The sequence below is a fragment of the Alkalicoccus saliphilus genome, assembly GCF_003044065.1.
Lineage (GTDB): Bacteria > Bacillota > Bacilli > Bacillales > Salisediminibacteriaceae > Alkalicoccus > Alkalicoccus saliphilus.
This window is the reverse complement of the sequence record NZ_PZJJ01000030.1, coordinates 1-16375: the sequence shown is the minus strand read 5'-3', so window position 1 is coordinate 16375 and position 16375 is coordinate 1. Positions and strand designations below refer to the sequence as shown.

At 47.5% G+C, this 16375-nt stretch carries 21 protein-coding genes; 10 read left to right on the top strand and 11 right to left on the bottom strand.

The features are described 5' to 3' along the window. Positions 1–21: 21 nt before the first annotated feature. Positions 22–192, top strand: coding sequence for a hypothetical protein (locus tag C6Y45_RS17660; RefSeq protein ID WP_160058402.1), 171 nt, complete (start codon positions 22–24; stop codon positions 190–192). Positions 193–361: 169 nt separating this feature from the next. Here C6Y45_RS17660 and C6Y45_RS14165 read toward each other — a convergent pair whose 3' ends face one another. The 4 genes from C6Y45_RS14165 to C6Y45_RS14150 all read right to left on the bottom strand — a co-directional run bounded on the left by C6Y45_RS14165 (position 362) and on the right by C6Y45_RS14150 (position 1398). Then, the gene (locus tag C6Y45_RS14165; protein ID WP_107585886.1) at positions 362–619 is read right to left on the bottom strand and encodes a hypothetical protein; all 258 of its coding nucleotides are present in this window, start codon (positions 617–619) and stop codon (positions 362–364) included. 65 nt (positions 620–684) lie between these two features. Next, complete coding sequence (locus C6Y45_RS14160; protein WP_107585885.1) at positions 685–876, bottom strand: YvrJ family protein; 192 nt, start codon at positions 874–876, stop codon at positions 685–687. Positions 877–949: 73 nt separating this feature from the next. After that, a complete protein-coding gene (locus tag C6Y45_RS14155; RefSeq protein WP_107585884.1) occupies positions 950–1171 on the bottom strand; it encodes a DUF2922 domain-containing protein in 222 nt (73 codons plus the stop codon). 14 nt (positions 1172–1185) lie between these two features. Then, complete coding sequence (locus tag C6Y45_RS14150) at positions 1186–1398, bottom strand: DUF1659 domain-containing protein (RefSeq protein WP_107585883.1); 213 nt, start codon at positions 1396–1398, stop codon at positions 1186–1188. A 117-nt stretch (positions 1399–1515) separates the two neighbouring features. On the opposite strand from C6Y45_RS14150, the gene C6Y45_RS14145 reads away from it, so the two are divergent. The 6 genes from C6Y45_RS14145 (at position 1516) to C6Y45_RS14125 (ending at position 5103) form a co-directional block, all read left to right on the top strand. Further along, entirely contained in the window at positions 1516–2157 is a 642-nt protein-coding gene (locus C6Y45_RS14145) for a pyroglutamyl-peptidase I (RefSeq protein WP_107585882.1), read from the top strand. After that, positions 2132–2476: an ArsR/SmtB family transcription factor gene (locus tag C6Y45_RS14140; RefSeq protein WP_107585881.1), complete on the top strand. Its 345-nt coding sequence runs from the start codon at positions 2132–2134 to the stop codon at positions 2474–2476. The genes C6Y45_RS14145 and C6Y45_RS14140 overlap by 26 nt, the downstream gene beginning before the upstream one ends. Positions 2477–2558: 82 nt before the next feature. After that, the gene (gene arsC / locus C6Y45_RS14135) at positions 2559–2978 is read left to right on the top strand and encodes an arsenate reductase (thioredoxin) (protein ID WP_107585880.1); all 420 of its coding nucleotides are present in this window, start codon (positions 2559–2561) and stop codon (positions 2976–2978) included. A 103-nt stretch (positions 2979–3081) separates the two neighbouring features. Further along, positions 3082–3669: a nitroreductase family protein gene (locus tag C6Y45_RS14130; protein ID WP_107585900.1), complete on the top strand. Its 588-nt coding sequence runs from the start codon at positions 3082–3084 to the stop codon at positions 3667–3669. A gap of 601 nt (positions 3670–4270) precedes the next feature. After that, the gene (locus tag C6Y45_RS17985) at positions 4271–4414 is read left to right on the top strand and encodes a DUF6366 family protein (protein ID WP_342752445.1); all 144 of its coding nucleotides are present in this window, start codon (positions 4271–4273) and stop codon (positions 4412–4414) included. A 239-nt stretch (positions 4415–4653) separates the two neighbouring features. Next, positions 4654–5103 carry a pyridoxamine 5'-phosphate oxidase family protein gene (locus tag C6Y45_RS14125; protein WP_107585879.1) on the top strand — a complete coding sequence of 150 codons (450 nt, stop codon included), beginning with the start codon at positions 4654–4656 and terminating at the stop codon, positions 5101–5103. Between the two features lie 352 nt (positions 5104–5455). Here the strand turns inward: C6Y45_RS14125 and C6Y45_RS14120 are convergent, their stop codons facing one another. Together C6Y45_RS14120 and C6Y45_RS14115 are read right to left on the bottom strand one after the other, a co-directional pair. Continuing rightward, positions 5456–5983 carry a hypothetical protein gene (locus tag C6Y45_RS14120; protein WP_107585878.1) on the bottom strand — a complete coding sequence of 176 codons (528 nt, stop codon included), beginning with the start codon at positions 5981–5983 and terminating at the stop codon, positions 5456–5458. A gap of 109 nt (positions 5984–6092) precedes the next feature. After that, entirely contained in the window at positions 6093–6383 is a 291-nt protein-coding gene (locus C6Y45_RS14115) for a 4a-hydroxytetrahydrobiopterin dehydratase (RefSeq protein ID WP_107585877.1), read from the bottom strand. A gap of 409 nt (positions 6384–6792) precedes the next feature. Between C6Y45_RS14115 and C6Y45_RS14110 the strand changes: the two genes are divergently transcribed. Next, positions 6793–7836 carry an EAL domain-containing protein gene (locus C6Y45_RS14110; RefSeq protein WP_107585876.1) on the top strand — a complete coding sequence of 348 codons (1044 nt, stop codon included), beginning with the start codon at positions 6793–6795 and terminating at the stop codon, positions 7834–7836. A gap of 84 nt (positions 7837–7920) precedes the next feature. Next, positions 7921–8502 carry an NAD(P)H-dependent oxidoreductase gene (locus C6Y45_RS14105; RefSeq protein ID WP_245922669.1) on the top strand — a complete coding sequence of 194 codons (582 nt, stop codon included), beginning with the start codon at positions 7921–7923 and terminating at the stop codon, positions 8500–8502. A 45-nt stretch (positions 8503–8547) separates the two neighbouring features. Here the strand turns inward: C6Y45_RS14105 and C6Y45_RS14100 are convergent, their stop codons facing one another. Beyond that, positions 8548–9720, bottom strand: a complete 1173-nt coding sequence (locus tag C6Y45_RS14100) for a KamA family radical SAM protein (RefSeq protein ID WP_107585899.1) — start codon at positions 9718–9720, stop codon at positions 8548–8550. A gap of 187 nt (positions 9721–9907) precedes the next feature. Between C6Y45_RS14100 and C6Y45_RS14095 the strand changes: the two genes are divergently transcribed. Next, complete coding sequence (locus C6Y45_RS14095) at positions 9908–10768, top strand: MurR/RpiR family transcriptional regulator (RefSeq protein ID WP_107585874.1); 861 nt, start codon at positions 9908–9910, stop codon at positions 10766–10768. Positions 10769–11286: 518 nt separating this feature from the next. Here C6Y45_RS14095 and C6Y45_RS17655 read toward each other — a convergent pair. From C6Y45_RS17655 to C6Y45_RS14075, 4 genes are all read right to left on the bottom strand, one after another. Further along, a complete protein-coding gene (locus tag C6Y45_RS17655) occupies positions 11287–11484 on the bottom strand; it encodes a hypothetical protein (RefSeq protein ID WP_107585873.1) in 198 nt (65 codons plus the stop codon). 50 nt (positions 11485–11534) lie between these two features. Continuing rightward, positions 11535–13496 carry a TRAP transporter permease gene (locus C6Y45_RS14085; RefSeq protein WP_245922667.1) on the bottom strand — a complete coding sequence of 654 codons (1962 nt, stop codon included), beginning with the start codon at positions 13494–13496 and terminating at the stop codon, positions 11535–11537. A 176-nt stretch (positions 13497–13672) separates the two neighbouring features. Then, positions 13673–14776 (bottom strand): TAXI family TRAP transporter solute-binding subunit, encoded by a 1104-nt coding sequence (locus C6Y45_RS14080; RefSeq protein WP_107585872.1) that lies wholly within the window; start codon positions 14774–14776, stop codon positions 13673–13675. A gap of 359 nt (positions 14777–15135) precedes the next feature. Beyond that, entirely contained in the window at positions 15136–16080 is a 945-nt protein-coding gene (locus tag C6Y45_RS14075) for an arsenic resistance protein (RefSeq protein WP_107585871.1), read from the bottom strand. Positions 16081–16375 lie beyond the last annotated feature (295 nt).

Below are 16375 nucleotides of genomic sequence, written 5' to 3'. Positions count from 1 at the left end.
ACGTTTCCCGGGCCTTTTAGAGTGAAGACCTTTTTTTACTTTGCAGGAAAGTATCAGATGGCAAAGCAGGATGATGGCGGCTTATGGTCGGAAGGAGACTTTATACTGAGGCGGGTTATGGTAAACCGGGTGATGATTAATGGCGGCTCTATCGTGATTAATTTGCCGTCGGAGCAGGTTTATAAAGATTAAAAGCTGCCTGTTAGTGATTAATCGATTCCTTAATGACTAAACAGCCGGTTATAATGATTAATTTAAGCCCGCTAATGACAATAAGTGCTTTTATAATGATTAAAACCACCGGTTTCTCACAAAAAGAGGCTGCCCCGACGAACAGGGCAGCCTCTTTAACATGGGAAAACTAGTCGCTGCTCGAATAAATGAGCTTGTGACCGGCGAAAATCGAGCACTGGACACGAAGGAGTCCGCCGCCGACACTTGCTTTCAGCGTCTCTTCGGAACCGTTTTCTGCCGGGAGCACGCCGTAAAGGGAACTCCGGAAAGACAGACCTCTGTTTTCATCCTGCAGACTGCCGTCGACATACAGCTTTTCTCCTTTGAACCAGCGGTTTTCCACGATGATTTCTCTTCCTTTGTATGTTGTTTGAAAAGTCTTCACTGTGCACCTCCTGTACTGACGTCTCGTTTACAACGTACGAATCAGAAAACAGAAAGTTTCTATTGTCAGCTTAAATGTTTCGGTTCATCCGCCAGTTCGTCGGTGGAAAGCGGGAGGACAGGAACGTCCGTCCGGCGGTGCAGCTGCAGAATCGACTGATTGATCAGATCCAGCTTTTTCTCCATACGGTACAGAAGGTAAAACGTTATCGTCATCGGAAAGCCGAACTCGCTGAGGGCATGCATCCATAGTTCCATCGGTTACTCCTTTCTGCTCGTAAATTAAAAGAAAAAAGAGCCGCCGCCGGAAGCGGGGACCCTTTTCGTATCATTATTCGCCGATTTCGATCGTTTCCACGTTCCGCTCGACAAGTCGTGCGCCCCGTTTGGCAACGAGGCTGCCATTGGATCCGTGAAAAACGTCTGCAGCGAGAATATCATCCATCGCCTCCCGGACAGCCGCAGGGTCCACCGGCTCTCTCGGGTTATCCACCGCAATGGTGGAGCTTGTACCGGCTTCCGTCGTGAAAAGCAGTTCCAGTCGTTTACTCATTCATCATTCCTCCTTTAGTTTGTCAGTTCGTATACGTTGTTACGCTCTACACTGTAGAGAATGTGGCTCTGCAGGGAGGCAATTGCTTCTCCTGCTTTGTACAGATCGCTGTCTTCCGACTGGGACTTGATGTTACGGAAAGAACGCGTCTGGAACATCGTTTTTCCGTCGTCATCGTAGCCTGCGTTAAACGTCAACACGAGGCGGGACTGTGTAAGAAAGTTCATGTGCTCACCTCCTTTCACCTTCTATGTACACAAAAGAAAGAAAAGAGGAGGAAAGAAACTTGAAATAAATGAAAAAACAGGCGAAAATAAAAAAGACGGACAGAGGAGGATGAACGGATGAAAATATTGTTAACAGGATTTGAACCTTTTGGAGACATGGCGGGGAATCCTTCCAGCGAGCTGATAAAGTGGGCGGAGAAGGAGCGGTTTGCAGGAGCAGAGATACGTACAGAATCCCTGCCTGTCGTTTACAAAACGTGCGCAGATAAAGCGCTTCAGGCGGTGACGGAATGGGAACCGGACGCGGTGATCCATCTCGGTGTCGCAGCCGGACGAAGCCTCATAAATATAGAACGGATTGCAGTAAACGTGGAGGACGCCTCCACGCTCAGCGATAACAGCGGCGACAGCCCGAAAGACCGCCCTGTGGAAGAAGGCGGACCGGACGGTATTTTTGCGACACTTCCAGTACGGGACATTACGGACCGCCTTCAGGAAGCCGAGGTGCCTGCCGGGCTTTCCTACAGTGCAGGAACGTATATATGCAACACCACACTGTACCGGACGCTGCGGTTTATTGAAAAACAGGAGCTTTCTGTCCAGGCAGGATTTGTACACGTGCCGCTCACACCGGAGCTTGCAGCAGAAAAAGGCCTGCCGTCGATGGATTTAAGCGTCCAGAAAAAAGCGCTGACGTCGATTATTCAAACCGTCAGTAAAGGAGGAGCCCGGTATGATCAAAGAAAAGTTAAGCTGTGAGGAAGCTTCGGTTCTGTTTAAACTGCTCGGGGATAAAACAAGACTTGCGATGGTCTCCCTGCTGTCAGCGGACGACATCTGTGTCTGTGAGTTCGTCGATTATTTCCAGATGAGCCAGCCGTCGGTCAGCCAGCACCTCCGGAAGCTGCGGGACAAAGGACTCGTGAAAGAACGAAAGCAGGGACAGTGGGTGTTTTATTCCCTGAATGAGGAGTCGGAGTACTATCCGCTTGCCAAAGCAATCGTCGCAGAACTGCCGGATCCAAAAGAAGAGCTGGCCAGAATGGAAAAAGAAGGCCTCCGCGTGGACTGCTGCTGAATTTACAAACTCTTAATATGCAGCTGAGCATGCGCATGTTATTATATAACCGTACGATTATATAAAAGCGGAGGGTTTTTTCATGACCAAACCAGTTCTTTATTTTTTATGCACCGGCAATTCCTGCCGCAGTCAGATGGCGGAAGGCTGGGGAAAGTATTATTTAAGCGGGGAGTGGGACGTGTACTCTGCCGGTATTGAAGCGCACGGGGTCAATCCAAAAGCTGTCGAAGCGATGCAGGAAGTCGATATTGATATTTCCGGACAGAGTTCGGACACAATTGACCAGGATCTGCTGCAGAAGGCCGATCTCGTTGTCACACTGTGCGGCCATGCCAACGATGTATGTCCAGCGACTCCACCGAATAAGGAACGCGAGCACTGGGGATTTGACGACCCGGCAAAAGCAGAGGGAACAGACAGCGAAAAATGGGCGGTGTTCCAGCGCGTCCGGGATGAAATTGGGGAGCGTATTAAGGAGTTTCACGAAACAGGAAAATAACAGCCAGGCCGGTTCCGGAATGGAGCCGGCTTTTTTATGTAATTTTATTCCCATTCTTGGTATGGTAAAAGAGAGAGGTAAAAAGAAAACAGGAGGGAAAGGTATGGATGTATTTGAAGCAGTCAAATCCCGGAGAAGCAGTGGAAACATAACGCAGGATCCTGTTCCGGACGAACTGATCGAAAAAGTACTCGAAGCAGCTACGTGGGCACCGAGTCATCATAAAACAGAGCCCTGGCATTTTTACGTCATTACAGGGGAAGGAAGAAAAGCGCTCGGGAACGTGTATAAAAACATCGCACGCGAAAAGCAGGTAGAGAAAGGTGAAACAAACGAAAAAAAGCTGGAGAAAGCAGTTGAAAAGGCGTACCGCGCTCCAGTCGTTATCGCAGCTGTCGTCGAGCCGAACCAAAAAGAAAAAGTGCTGGAGCAGGAAGAGCATGCCGCGGTGAACGCAGCGATTCAAAATATGCTTCTTGCAGCACACGCCCTCGGACTCCGGACGTTCTGGCGGACGGGAGAAGCAGTGACCCACCCTTCCATGCAGCAGCTGCTGAAGCTCGATGAAAAAGCTCAGGTGCTCGGATTAATCTACCTCGGCATGGCAGCGGATAAAGAGCTCCCGCCGGGGAAAAGAAAACCTGTGGAAGAAGTCACTACATGGCTCCGCTCGGAAACTGATTTTGAATAAAAGCTGTGATTCGGGTTTGTATTTTTAAGTGAATATTGGTGGCTGTAACATTAAACGGGTTTATGAATGTTTCGTATTTTTAATTAAAAGGATCCATTGAAAATAAAATAGATTAGTAAGGACCGGCCGCTTTCGTTTCCATAGGGGGCTTTCCGGGCGGGCCGGCTTCAGCTAAATTCTTCCGCCCTTCGGTTTGGAAGAATTGGATCTTCCGCGCGGCCTCTGTCGCCTCGGAGTCCCCCCATGTTCACTACAGCTTACGGTAAAAAGACAGCGCATGAACAGGCTTTGTTTCTCCTGGTTGGGAAGGAGGTTACCTTGCTATAAAAAACTTTTTTATTGCTTATGGTGCAGTGATTTTGCATGAAAGGCTCTGCTAAAGCTCCTAGCAAAACACAGAGAAACCAAACCGCTTAAATAAATTCCATCTAATAAAAGCCGTTCCACCGGTATTTTCAACAGATGGATCTGATGAAACGAATCATCAAAAAAAGTGTTTTCTTTTCCCTGGCGTAAGTACCGCGGACTTTAACATAGCTAATTAGAAAACGTTTAACTTTTAGTGTTATTTATAGAATGGAGAACTGTATGAACAAAAATAATGAAACACCTGAAAGACGCTTCTGTCAGAGCTTCTTCTGGTGGGCTTATGGATTTAGTCAACAGTCTTGGCTGGAAAGGTTCAGGTATCCTTATACTCATAATAATTATTGGATACATAGTAGTGTCTGTTTTCTTCAATTAAAGGAGAACACTTACCCCAGTTTCTGAAACAGTAGCAGTATTAGTTTTTTTAAGAATCTTATGAGCAACATTTATTCGACCTTATATTTCGAATGAAGATGTTCTCAGCTCTTCAGTTGTGGTTTAATTAGATTTTCTTACAGTCTCCCACTAAGAAGCAATCCGCTCTTACTATAAAAGCAGATGATTTTCGAACAGTTTATAATAGAGCAGAGAAAATAATTATTAAAGAGGTGCTTGATGAAAATAATTAGAGATGTCGGAGAGGGGATTGATCTGGAAAGGGTGCTTGCGAAGCCGCTCGTCGCTCATCTTGCGACAGTGGAGAAAGATCTGCCGAGAGATTCCCCGGTGTGGTTTCTCTGGGAAAACGAAAAGCTGTGGATCATCGGTACAGCGGCTGATTCATTTCCCGGGCGTATCCTAAACAATCCAAACTGCGCAGTAGGAATCGCCGATTTTCATTCGGCCACCGGTCAGTTTATACATATTGGATTCAGGGGCAGGGCAGAAGTGAAACAATTTGATCAGTCACTTGCTGAAAAACTGATAGCACGCTACCTCGGACCAAACGCTGAAACGTGGGATCTGCGCTTTCAACACCTGGATGATTCCAATGTGCTGCTGTGTTTTACTCCGGAGACGGTGGTCGTAAGGGATCAGTCGTATCGTCTTCCATCAGCACCCTGACCGGGCAGGATCCGTTTAAAAGCAGGGAGAATTTCAGCGGAGCAGCTGGTAGAATGAATCGGAAGGTTGGTAGAAATCGGGAGGAAGATGGAAGTATTACCGGCACTTGGTAGAATTACTACCGAAGTTGGCAGAATTCCAAGGCGAGATTGGAACTATTCTGAAGACAGCTTGTAACAATTCCGCCGGCAAACGACAGAATTCCGGAAAACATACGTGGAAATCCCCTGTAAGATGGGAAAATCCCCGGCAGTTTTTATTTTCCTGCTTTCATCAATCCTATCCAAAACAGAATCCATGCATGAAGAAAAAACCCTCCAAGCTGTAATGAGCATGGAGGGTTTTATACTGATCAGGAAGTTGTATCTGCCTTTTCTTTTTCAAAATACGTGTAGTCGGAAAGAATTTCTTCCACCTTATCCTGTTCTTTTTCTGAAATCATTGTCTTGATCTTCTGTCCCTTGTCCAGCTCCATAATCAGCTGGCGGCGGGATTTTTTTGTTTTGCCCCATTTCATGGAGCGGATTTTCGACCAGCGGGCGTGGTAGCCGGCAAAGACGACGCCTTCTCCCTGAATCTCAAACACACGGTCAAGCGTGACAAGAATGTAGAGGCCTGTGATAAAAACAGCAATAAACAACAGCGTAGCTGTAAGAAAATTATTAAATACTTCGATCACAAGAAGCACCGACAATATAAGAACAATGTAGCACGAGTACACAGACATTTTGTAAACCAGGGATTCCGTATGCAGTTTGCGTGGATCGGATGTCCGGAATACGGCTGTCTGCCGGTTGAGCCGGCGGAAACGGTCGGAAAATAAATGATAGATGGCAATGACACTCATCACTACCGCCGTAAATAAATAAAGCCAGGGCATGGGCTCGTTCCTCCTAATTAAAAAGCTCTGTTTCCCATCATATCACGGTCCAAACGACGGGAAAAGAGAAACTGAGGCTGCCCCTGAACCTTTGAATCAAAAAAAGAAATCAGGAGTACTTTTTCCGGGTCCTGTCGTAGGCGTGCGCAGATTCAAAATCCTTTTGCGTAAGTCCGCCCTGGTCATGTGTACTCAGTTTTACGGTGACATTTTTGTAGTCAAGCACAACATAGGGATGGTGCTGTCTGTCCTCTGCAATTTCTGCCAGTGACTGAATAAATTGTACCGCTTTCGGAAAAGAAGGAAGTTCATACGTTTTGGAAATCCACTTTTCACCTTCTGTTTCCCATCCGTCCGAGTCTTCCAGGTTCTGTTTTACTTCTTCCTGCGTTAATACCATTGGGTTCCTCCTTTAATATTTCGTGAAAATTCAAATAATTACCTGTATCATATCAGAAAATCAGATAGAAGCAAAGGTGGGAAAGAATCCTTTCCGAAACAGGGTTATAAAAAAAGATAGTGGGGAATAAAAAACACCATAGAGGAGGCTTCACAGAGGCATTTACAAAAGTACCAGTCCTGCTGATTCCGTTGTAGATACGACGTACACAACACGGAAGGACACCACGAATGTATTGGTTGGTCTACATCAGAATTTGATATATTTCTGATGAAATGCATTCCGGGCAGACGAAAACACGAGCGTAACCTGAAGAATTACTAAAGAACTGCCGGGAGAATGCAGTACTTTTCCTGTTGCACGGGCAGAAGAATCGGAGGACTATCGGAAAGGAAAGCAGGTGAAACACATGAAAACTTGTTCGCAGTGTGAAGGGAACTCGCCGCCGAAAGAAACAGGACAGCTTATTTTTTCAAGTTTTGACTACCGGATTTTTCAGGCCATTGCTGAAGAGTTTCAGCCGGATAACGCAGAGCTTGGGGGGGCGAAAACCCAGGTGCATCTTACCTATGACTCCTGGGATATGCTCCGAAGCCTTTTTTACAAACTGGAAAAAAAGTTCAGCAGGCGGGAACTTGAAAAAATAAGCGGCAGAATTATCACGAGTTTCACACCCGAAATGCAGCTTACGGCTAATTTCCCTATCAGCCAGCTGCGGGAGCAGGTGAAGCATCCTGAGTGTGTGAAAATTATTCAGGAACAGCTTTTTCAGTCTCACCTGCAGCCTATTATCAGTACCGGAAATGCAGAAGTGTACGGATACGAATTCTGGCTGAAGCCGAAAAGTAAGCTTTATCCGTTCGAAACAAAACAGCTTCTGGAATTCGCTAAAAAATCCGGGCTGGATGTACTGCTTGATTCGCAGGCACGGTACACAGCAGTGCGGACGAGTGCCTACAAGCTGGAGCGGGGCGTGAAACGCTTTATTAATTTTCTTCCATCTACTATCTCTGCTCCGCAGGACAGCCTGCACAGCACGTTTCAGGCAGCCCGTGACTACGATGTAGCGATGGATGATATCGTACTGCACGTTTCCCGCATGGAAAAGCTCCGGGACGTCAAGCACCTGTACTACATTTTCAATGAGTGCCGGAAAGCAGGTGTTAAAACCGCCCTGAATGCGACATCCGAAAGTGTGAATTTTTCGAGTCCCCATCTGCAGCGGCTCCGGCCGGACATTATTTCAGTCGGGCGCTCGCTTACCGAAGACTGTCATCTGGATGAAGAAAAAATAGAAAGAATCCGTCTTCTGAAGGCAGCTGCGGAACAGATAGACAGCCTCCTTCTCGCCAACGGTATTCATTCAAAAGAAGAGTATGAAGCGGTCCGGCCTTACACAGATCTCGTGCAGGGAGAATATATCGGAAAGCCGCATCCGATGCCGAGCGGCTAGAAGGTGCAAAAAGGTTCACTTAGGCGAACCTATGCTGCACAAAATCAGTATGAGTAAAGGAAAGGGGAAGATACGTTGAAACTAATGATTATTTATATGCATCCTTCCTGGGACAGCTTTAATGGTGCTGTTTATGAGGCAGTGACGAAGCATCTGCCGAAAGAGGAGGTTACAGTATATGCTCCCGGCGTGGAAGCATTCGATCCTCATTTGACCTGGGAGGAATACAAAAACTCCTTAAATTACGAATACGCTGCGGAACTGGAAGCACCTCACCGGGACCTGCAGGAAGCAGAGCATGTTCTCTTTATGTTTCCACTCTGGTGGGGGTCTTTTCCGGCATCCGGTAAAGGCTTTATCGACCGCGTTTTTTCCTACGGTCTCGCATATGAGCTTGAAGGGGAAAAGCCGGTACCTAAACTGAACGGCAAAAAAGCGTCGCTTGTGTTTACGACAGGCACTCCTCCGGACGCTTTTCATGAAGGAGGGCTCTACCGGAATGTCGTGAACAACATTGACGATCATCTGCTTGATTTCTGCGGACTGGAGCTTTCTACTGTGCTGCATTTCGGGGACGTAATTCAGGCTTCTGACGAAAAGCGGAACCGGATGCTTCTCGACGCGGAAACATTTGCCCGTAATCTCGCGTTCGAGTTGACCGAATAAAAAGCCCCCGGAGAAAAAATTTCTCCGGGGGTTTCGTCTGTTTCATTACTTGCCGGGAGCCGGCGCTGCTTGTTCCTTCAGCTTTTCGTTGGCTCCGACAAAGTCATCCCATTTTTTCTTCGGGGCATCCCAGTGCTGCTCGTTGCCCGGCAGGTCGTCAAACCATGCGGCATCATCCGGACAGTCGAGCACCATGAATTTCCCGTAGTTATTGTCGCGGGACTGGTGGTATTTCAAATAGGCTTTGCCGTCTTCAATCGCAAGAATTTCAATTTTTCCAGACGTGTGGCTCATGGAAAGACGCACGCGCTTTCCAAGACCGGACGTTTTTGCTTTTGCTTCTTCCACTGCGTCATACGCTTCTTTCAGGGAAAGAACAAAATCGTTGTTTCCTGCCACCGGCCGGTTGATGAAGAAGTAGTAAGGCGTCACTCCTGCCCAGGAAAGCTTATCAAGCAGCTCGGCGAGGACGTCCGGATCGTCATTGATTCCCCGGAGGACCGGCGTCTGATTGACGACAATGGCTCCTGCGTTATGAAGAAATTCAAATCCTTTTTTCGCTTCCGGCGTAATTTCACGCGGATGGTTAATATGTGCCATGACGTAAATCCGCTGCTCCGGCGTGGAGAATTCACGGATCAGGTCGTGCAGATCTTCATCCTCGTAAATACGCATCGGATTAAATACCGGCATTTTGGAACCGAGTCGGATAATTTTTACGTGCGGAATTTCCCGGAGCTGCTCGATGATTTTCCGCAGCTTGCGTGTCGCAAGAATGAGGGAATCCCCGCCGGTTAAAAGAACGTTCGTAATTTCCGGATGGTTGCGGATGTATTCGATACCAGGCGAAACGTCTGACATGGCTTCTTTGATGTCGTTGCGGAAAAGACGCTTCCGGAAGCAGTAGCGGCAGTAGGCCCCGCATACTTCGGACACAATCAGAAGTGCGGTCTGATCGTATTTGTGCTGACAGCCGGGTACGACGTAGTTCGTATCTTCATCGGAAGCGTCCCAGCGTCCGTATTCCTCCAGCTCTCCTTCGTTCGGGATAACGAGCTTACGGATCGGATCCTGCGGGTCGCCCCAGTCAATCAGTCCAAGATAATATTCATTTACGCGGAAAACAAACTTTTCAGTGATCTGTTTCAGTTTGGCTTTTTCCTCATCTGAAAGGTGGGGGACCTTCTCGATGTTCATTATATACTTTGGCTGTGCCATGTGCAGCACCCCTTTCATATGATATACGCTCATTTAAACACAGTCTTCTGAATTGGTCAAAAATGGATAATATTTTTAATTTTTGTTAAATAGTGAATGGATAATTTCATAAATAAAGCGTTTTCGAAGGGTTAGCACGCGGCTCTTTTTTCCGCTAAAATAGAGGTAGTAGAAAGGGGGAGGAAGCATGCCCGAAGAAAATGACGTATTTGCGAAAATCAGCCGCAGCCAGGAATCGCTGAGTAAATCGCATAAAAAAATTGCGGAATATTTGATTGCGAACAGGGAGTCGGCCCCGTTTTTAACAGCTTCCCGGCTGGCAAAAAAAGTGGAGGTCGGGGGTGCCACAGTAGTGCGCTTTGCCACAGGTCTCGGCTATAAAGGCTACCCGGACCTGCAGCGGCATCTCCAGGAAGCACTGCAGCGTAAACTGACGTCCGCGGAAGTTCTTAAGAAGACGACAGAAGGAAGCGGACGCTCCGACCAGGTGCTGACAGAAGTTCTTCAGGACGACATGGATAACCTGCAGACGACCCTCGGACAGATCCAGCCGGAAACATTTGAAGCGATCGTCGAAGATCTCGTCCACGCGGACCGGATTTATATCGTCGCCTACCGGAGTGCCGCAAGCATCGGTTCCTATCTCGCCTTTTACCTTGACCTTGTGCTGCAGAATACAGAACTGCTCCAGGAGGCAGACGGCGTATCGGAGCACCTGCTCGACATTACCGAAAACGATGTCGTCCTCGGCCTCGGATTTGCCCGCTATACGAAACGGACCGTGGAAGTGATGAAATACGTCCAGTCCCGCGGGGCGAATACGATCGTTATGACCGACCATCTTCTGAGTCCTTTGTATCCGTACGGAAACAAGCACATGATTGCAGCGACGGAAATCAACTCGTTTATCGATTCGTTTGCAGCACCGATGAGTGTATCCAGTGCCCTGATCACCGCTCTTACCCGCTCGGAGCACGAAAAAGTAACAAAACGGCTGGAGGAGCTCGAAGGACTGTGGGATACATTTGACGTGTTTTATGATAAATAGTACTGCGCCGGCGGAAGCTTCCGCCGGCGTTTTTATTCGGCCGAAAGTTCTGCTGGAGGAGGTAGGTTGCTGAACTGGTGGAAGAGGCAGTCGTTCCGGGAGGGATAACGGTGGCCGGAACGAGGCAGGGGCGTTTCGGGAGGGATTAATCAGGATAAGCGGTTTTGTTGTCATTATGGGGAGGTGATTAAACTTTATAGCGGATCGATTAATCAACAAGGAGCTTATTAAACTTTATAAGGGGCGAATTAATCATTATAAAAAGGGGAAAGCTCCTGATTAATCATTATAAGACAGCTATTAATCAGCAGCCAGTCTGCGGCTTGGAAGGCACGGAGGAGGCGGTATTCCGGGAGGGATTAATCAGGATAAGCGGTTTTGTTGTCATTATGGGGGTGTGATTAAACTTTATAGCGGTCTGATTAATCAACAAGGAGCTTATTAAACTTTATAAGGGGCGAATTAATCATTATAAAAAGGGGAAAGCTCCTGATTAATCATTATAAGACAGCTATTAATCAGCAGCCGGTCTGCGGCTTGGAAGGCACGGAGGAGGCGGTATTTCGGGAGGGATTAATCAGGATAAGCGGTTTTGTTGTCATTACCGGGAGGAGATTAAATTTTATAACGGGTCGATTAATCATTACACCCCGCCCATTAATCATCCCGTCCACCGGCCTTGAAAAAAATTCCGCCGTTCCCTCCGCAAGCTTCAAACTACAAAAAAGGAGCCGGAATCAGCTTCCGGCTCCTTCAAATCAGTTATTTACTTGCTGCTCTTACGTTTGCGTAATGTCTGTACGAGTGCGATGAGGACGAGCAGGACGAATCCGCTTCCCTCGATCAGCATATTGCCTGGATATATCAGCATAATCCCGGCCGCGAGCAGCAGCAGCCGTTCATAAATCTTGAACGTATTGAAGAAGTAGCCCATCATTACTGCGCTTACTGCGGCCATGCCGAGCAGGGAGGTAATGAGCAGCAGGACAACGTTCCAGAAGGTCGCATCCACCAGCAGCAGCTGGGGATTATAGACGAATACGTACGGTATGATAAATCCGGCAATAGCGAGCTTGAAGGCGTTAACCCCGGCCCTCATCGGGTTCGCTTTGGCTATTCCGGCCCCGGCGTAGGCCGCGAGACAAACCGGCGGAGTGATATCCGCCACGATACCAAAGTAGAATACGAAAAAGTGTGCAGCAACTTCCGGTACACCGAAGTTAATCAGTGCCGGCGCAGCCATGGATGCTGTAACAACATAGTTCGCCGTTGTCGGCAGACCCATACCGAGAAGAATACACGCTATCATCGTAAAGAAGAGAAGCAGGAAGAGATTTTCACCGGCAATAGCGATCAGACCACCGGCAATTCGTCCGCCGAGTCCCGTGAATACAACCGTACCCACGATGATCCCGGCCGACGCACACGCTGCGATTACCGGAAGGGCTACTTTCGCACCCTGTTCCAGCGCATCGAGTATATCTCTCGGCCTCATTCTGTTTTCTTTACGTACGTAACTCACGAGTAAAGCAGCACCAATACCTGTGAGAGCGGCATACGTCGGCGTGAAGCCGTTGACGAGCATCGTCACGATAATGACGAGCGGCAGCAGCAGGTACGATCCTTTCAGGAGGCCTTTACGGGAAGGCAGTTCCTCTTTCGAAAGCCCGTGGATGCCGTAACGCTTCGCCTCGAAGTGTGTGCCCATAAACACCCCGGAAAAATAAAGCACGGCAGGAATAATAGCAATAACGATAATATCACTGTATGATACCGTCGATACGTATTCCGCCATGATAAAGGCGGCGGCCCCCATGATCGGCGGCATGATCTGTCCACCGGTGGAAGCGGAGGCTTCCGCTGCCGCCGCAAACTCAGGTCGGAACTTTGCACGTTTCATCATCGGGATTGTAAAGGAACCCGAAGCTACAGTATTTGCTACGGAGCTTCCTGTCACTGTTCCCTGCATAGCAGAAGCTGCCACGGCAGCTTTAGCTGTACCGCCTGTAAATCTTCCGGTCAGCCCGAAAGCGAGATCGTTAAAGTACTGACCGACCCCGGTTTTCGTGAGCATGACCCCGAAAAACAGGAATAAGTATATATAGGTGGAGGAAATTTGGATCGGTGTACCGAAAATCGCGTCGGAAGAGTAGAATAGACGCCGGGAAAGACCGCTCCAGTCAAAGCCTCCGTGTCCGAAATAAGGTATGTTCGTACCATACAGGCCGTATAAAATGGCGAGTGCAGAAATAATAACAATTGGGAGTCCTACTGCACGTCGAGTAGCTTCCAAGAGCAGCACGATCGCAATAGTAGCAACAATAATATCCATGGTGCTGAAGCCGACAATCCGGGCCGCACCGGTAATCCAGTCATAGCGGAACAAAATGTAGTAACAGGATCCCATCGCCAGGAAGGCAAGGATCACATCGTACCAGGGAACACCCTTTTTATGCATTCCGCCGCGGTGTAAAGGATACAGAAGGAAAATCAACCCCATCGCCGTACCGAGGTGGACTGCCCCCTGCATAATCGATACAAGCGGACCCCCGGTCTGAGGGAAAGCCCTCCAGATGTGGAATACGGTCAGTGAGACGGCGATAAAAGTAATAACCCAGGCCCATTTGCCGGGATATTGTCTAAAAGAGGATTCTTTGTCGTATTTGGCGAGGACGTCTTTCTTTTCCTCTTCGGACATGAATTCCTCTTTCCTGTCCTGATCCGTCATATACGTCACCTCACTTTATAAAAATGCAGAATCTGCGGTAGGACCGACGAAAGGGTAGGAGAAAAATTCCTGCGCTTTCGTCGATGTTCCGTCCATGAAGAACAGAGCTCACCATCCACAGATGCCGTGTTGAAAAGAGGAGACCGGACGCTTAAGATCCGGTCTCACTGAGTATGCTATTCTTCTTCTTCCTCTAAAAGACCTTCTTCTTCGAAGTAACGCTCCGCACCAGGGTGCATCGGCAGGCCGTCAGACCCGAGCAGCGCATCTTCGATAGTCATGCTTTCCCCCTGAGGGTGGGCGATTTCATCCGCGTGTTCGAACATCGCTCTTGTAATTTCATAACCGAGATCTTCATCAATAGTGTCAGTTGAACCTACCATAATGGCGTAGGCTGTAATTGCCTGAACATCTTCATCAAGGAAGTCGTAGGAGTCAGCCGGGATAGAGAAGCCGGCATATCCGCTGTTTTCTTCTACGTAGTCGACTGCTTCGTCACTAAGCGGCACGAGGTCGACGTCTGCAGAAGCAGCGAGTTCTTCAATTCCACCTGCAGGAAGTCCAAGGAGACCAAAGGAAGCGTCAAGCTGTCCATCCTGGATACGGCCCTGGGCATCACCGAAATCTTCCTCGAACTCGTCATAATCGCCTTCTTCAAGACCGTAGGCTTCCAGTACGAGACGGGCAGCTGCCTGCGTTCCGCTTCCTGGAGGTCCGATAGCGATAGAAGCGCCTTCAAGATCCTCTACAGATTCCACGCCGGAGCCTTCCGGAGTAACAATCTGCATAACTTCCGGGTAAATGTGACCCATGAATCCGAAGTTATCGATCTCTACGCCTTCAAAGTCACCGTCTCCTGTAAGGGAGTCAAGTGCCGGAAGGTGAACCGTCATACCCATGTCCATTTCTCCCTGGAAAATGCTGACGATATTGTCAACAGAAGCTCCGGAAGAAACGGCACTCATGTCAAAGTCGTCGTATCCTTCGACGTTATTGTTAAGAGTCGTTGCAATTTCCTGGCCGAGAGGGTAGTAAGTACCACCTGTAGAACCGGTTCCAAGCTGCATGTTGCCGATGTCTGCATCTCCTGCAGCTTCGCCTCCATCGTTTTCTTCTGCATTATTCACTTCATTGCTTGTGTCCGTGTCCTCGTTGACATTACCGGAAACATTTTCGTTGTTTTCCTCAACAGTGTTGTTGCCGGCATCATCGCCGCCGCAGGCTGTCATGACAAGCGCGCCTGAAACAATGAGTGCTGATAAAGAAGTAACTTTTTTCATGCAATTTCCCCCTTTTAATAAATTAATTAAGACGATACCGCAAAAAGGCGATATTCTACTTTATTTAATCAGAAAAGGGGGGGATTGTCAAAACTTCGCCGACATAATTTCCTATGTAATTAGACTGTCCCACCCCGCAGGAGGTCAATAGTCTTACAACTTCCAGCCTTTTTTTCCAAAGTGTTATACTTTCTGGTGTGAAAAATGAGTATAACAGAAGGGGGAAACAAACGGGTAAAATTTGTTATTACGGTTTTTAACAGACTAATAAACTTTCTGCTTGCACTTCGACACTGCTTTTTAGTTGTTAATGGACCACGGCCAGGCAGTAAAACTGTGACTCCGGCAGAGGGCATACACTATTCATTTCTGAGGTGTAATAATATCTGTGCCACAGCAGCAAGCACCGGCAGCTCAATTAATGGGCCGATAATAAGGGCGAGAGCAATTAACGGCTGTTCCGGAAACGCTGCAAGCACTACAGCAAGCGCCAGAGGGGAGTTCCTTGCAGTAATAGTCATATTTAAACTTGCCGTGTCTTCATAACTGAACTTGAATATCCTGCCTGCTGTCTGGGCGAGAAGAAAATTAATAGCAAAAAACAGCAGAAGCGGGACGATCATCAGCAGAATTACTTCAAGGTTGTTAAGCAGATGGGACCCCTGCGAAGCAAACATGGCGGCGATCGCTGCGCATAAAAAGAAAATCTGTGAGGAGCCAAAGAAAGGAATAAGTGTATACTTCAATATTTTTTCTTTTTCTCTTAAAAAAAAGTGCGTGAGATTTGCCGCTGCAAACGGCAGGAATAAAAATAATACTACTTCAATCATGGTCGTTAATTCGAAAGTTCCCATTGTTCCTGAAAAGATGAATAAATAAATGGGAAGCAGCGTTACCTGTAACAGTAAATTAACAGGTAAAATAGACGTGGAGAGGGGCATATTTCCTTTAGCTGTAGAAGTGAAAATCAAATACCAGTCCGTACATGGCGTAACGAGTAATAAAATAAAGCCGAGCCAGATGGCAGGGTGATCTGCTAAAAAAACAGCTCCGAGCCCCCATGCTAATAAAGGGGTCCACAAAAAGTTGAGAATAACACTTGTACTTAAAAAATTTACTTTTGTAAAAGCTCTTTTAATTCCTCTTAATGGAATCGTTAAAAAAAGTCCATACAGCATAAACAATAGAAAGGGAAGAATAAAAGATCCGGCATACTGTTCAAAAAAAGCGACCTGGCCAAGAAGCAGACCGGCACCGGCAGCAACTAACATTAGAATAGGCTGTAATCTCTCCATAACACGCATCTGTGAAACTCCTTTAGCTTCGTTAACGGTGCATTATATACCGCTGATTCCTAATGTACGCTGTTTTTTAAAACGATGCACGGGAAAGATCCATTTTGACCGATAAATTTGGAAAAACATGCTTTTTTCAATCAATGCCGGAGAAACTTCCGCATGGTACAATTTGGGAAAGACCTGCGGTAGTATGTCAATGAAAAAATAAGATGATATTTGTTTATCAAAGGACATATTCAAGAAAAAAGCCCGTAGGAAAGAACCCTAGCATTTTTGGTAAAAACTAGGAGTTCGAAAGGTT

What these genes read in the sequence shown, in the direction of transcription:
- C6Y45_RS17985 (WP_342752445.1), top strand. Translation starts at nt 4,271, where the DNA reads ATGAAACACCTGAAAGACGCTTCTGTCAGAGCTTCTTCTGGTGGGCTT.
- C6Y45_RS14075 (WP_107585871.1), bottom strand. Translation starts at nt 16,080, where the DNA reads ATGCGTGTTATGGAGAGATTACAGCCTATTCTAATGTTAGTTGCTGCC.
- C6Y45_RS14155 (WP_107585884.1), bottom strand. Translation starts at nt 1,171, where the DNA reads ATGAGTAAACGACTGGAACTGCTTTTCACGACGGAAGCCGGTACAAGC.
- C6Y45_RS14140 (WP_107585881.1), top strand. Translation starts at nt 2,132, where the DNA reads ATGATCAAAGAAAAGTTAAGCTGTGAGGAAGCTTCGGTTCTGTTTAAA.
- C6Y45_RS14110 (WP_107585876.1), top strand. Translation starts at nt 6,793, where the DNA reads ATGAAAACTTGTTCGCAGTGTGAAGGGAACTCGCCGCCGAAAGAAACA.
- C6Y45_RS14145 (WP_107585882.1), top strand. Translation starts at nt 1,516, where the DNA reads ATGAAAATATTGTTAACAGGATTTGAACCTTTTGGAGACATGGCGGGG.
- C6Y45_RS14160 (WP_107585885.1), bottom strand. Translation starts at nt 876, where the DNA reads ATGGAACTATGGATGCATGCCCTCAGCGAGTTCGGCTTTCCGATGACG.
- C6Y45_RS14100 (WP_107585899.1), bottom strand. Translation starts at nt 9,720, where the DNA reads ATGGCACAGCCAAAGTATATAATGAACATCGAGAAGGTCCCCCACCTT.
- C6Y45_RS14115 (WP_107585877.1), bottom strand. Translation starts at nt 6,383, where the DNA reads ATGGTATTAACGCAGGAAGAAGTAAAACAGAACCTGGAAGACTCGGAC.
- C6Y45_RS14080 (WP_107585872.1), bottom strand. Translation starts at nt 14,776, where the DNA reads ATGAAAAAAGTTACTTCTTTATCAGCACTCATTGTTTCAGGCGCGCTT.
- C6Y45_RS14120 (WP_107585878.1), bottom strand. Translation starts at nt 5,983, where the DNA reads ATGCCCTGGCTTTATTTATTTACGGCGGTAGTGATGAGTGTCATTGCC.
- C6Y45_RS14130 (WP_107585900.1), top strand. Translation starts at nt 3,082, where the DNA reads ATGGATGTATTTGAAGCAGTCAAATCCCGGAGAAGCAGTGGAAACATA.
- C6Y45_RS14125 (WP_107585879.1), top strand. Translation starts at nt 4,654, where the DNA reads ATGAAAATAATTAGAGATGTCGGAGAGGGGATTGATCTGGAAAGGGTG.
- C6Y45_RS14105 (WP_245922669.1), top strand. Translation starts at nt 7,921, where the DNA reads ATGATTATTTATATGCATCCTTCCTGGGACAGCTTTAATGGTGCTGTT.
- C6Y45_RS14085 (WP_245922667.1), bottom strand. Translation starts at nt 13,496, where the DNA reads ATGACGGATCAGGACAGGAAAGAGGAATTCATGTCCGAAGAGGAAAAG.
- C6Y45_RS14095 (WP_107585874.1), top strand. Translation starts at nt 9,908, where the DNA reads ATGCCCGAAGAAAATGACGTATTTGCGAAAATCAGCCGCAGCCAGGAA.
- arsC (WP_107585880.1), top strand. Translation starts at nt 2,559, where the DNA reads ATGACCAAACCAGTTCTTTATTTTTTATGCACCGGCAATTCCTGCCGC.
- C6Y45_RS14150 (WP_107585883.1), bottom strand. Translation starts at nt 1,398, where the DNA reads ATGAACTTTCTTACACAGTCCCGCCTCGTGTTGACGTTTAACGCAGGC.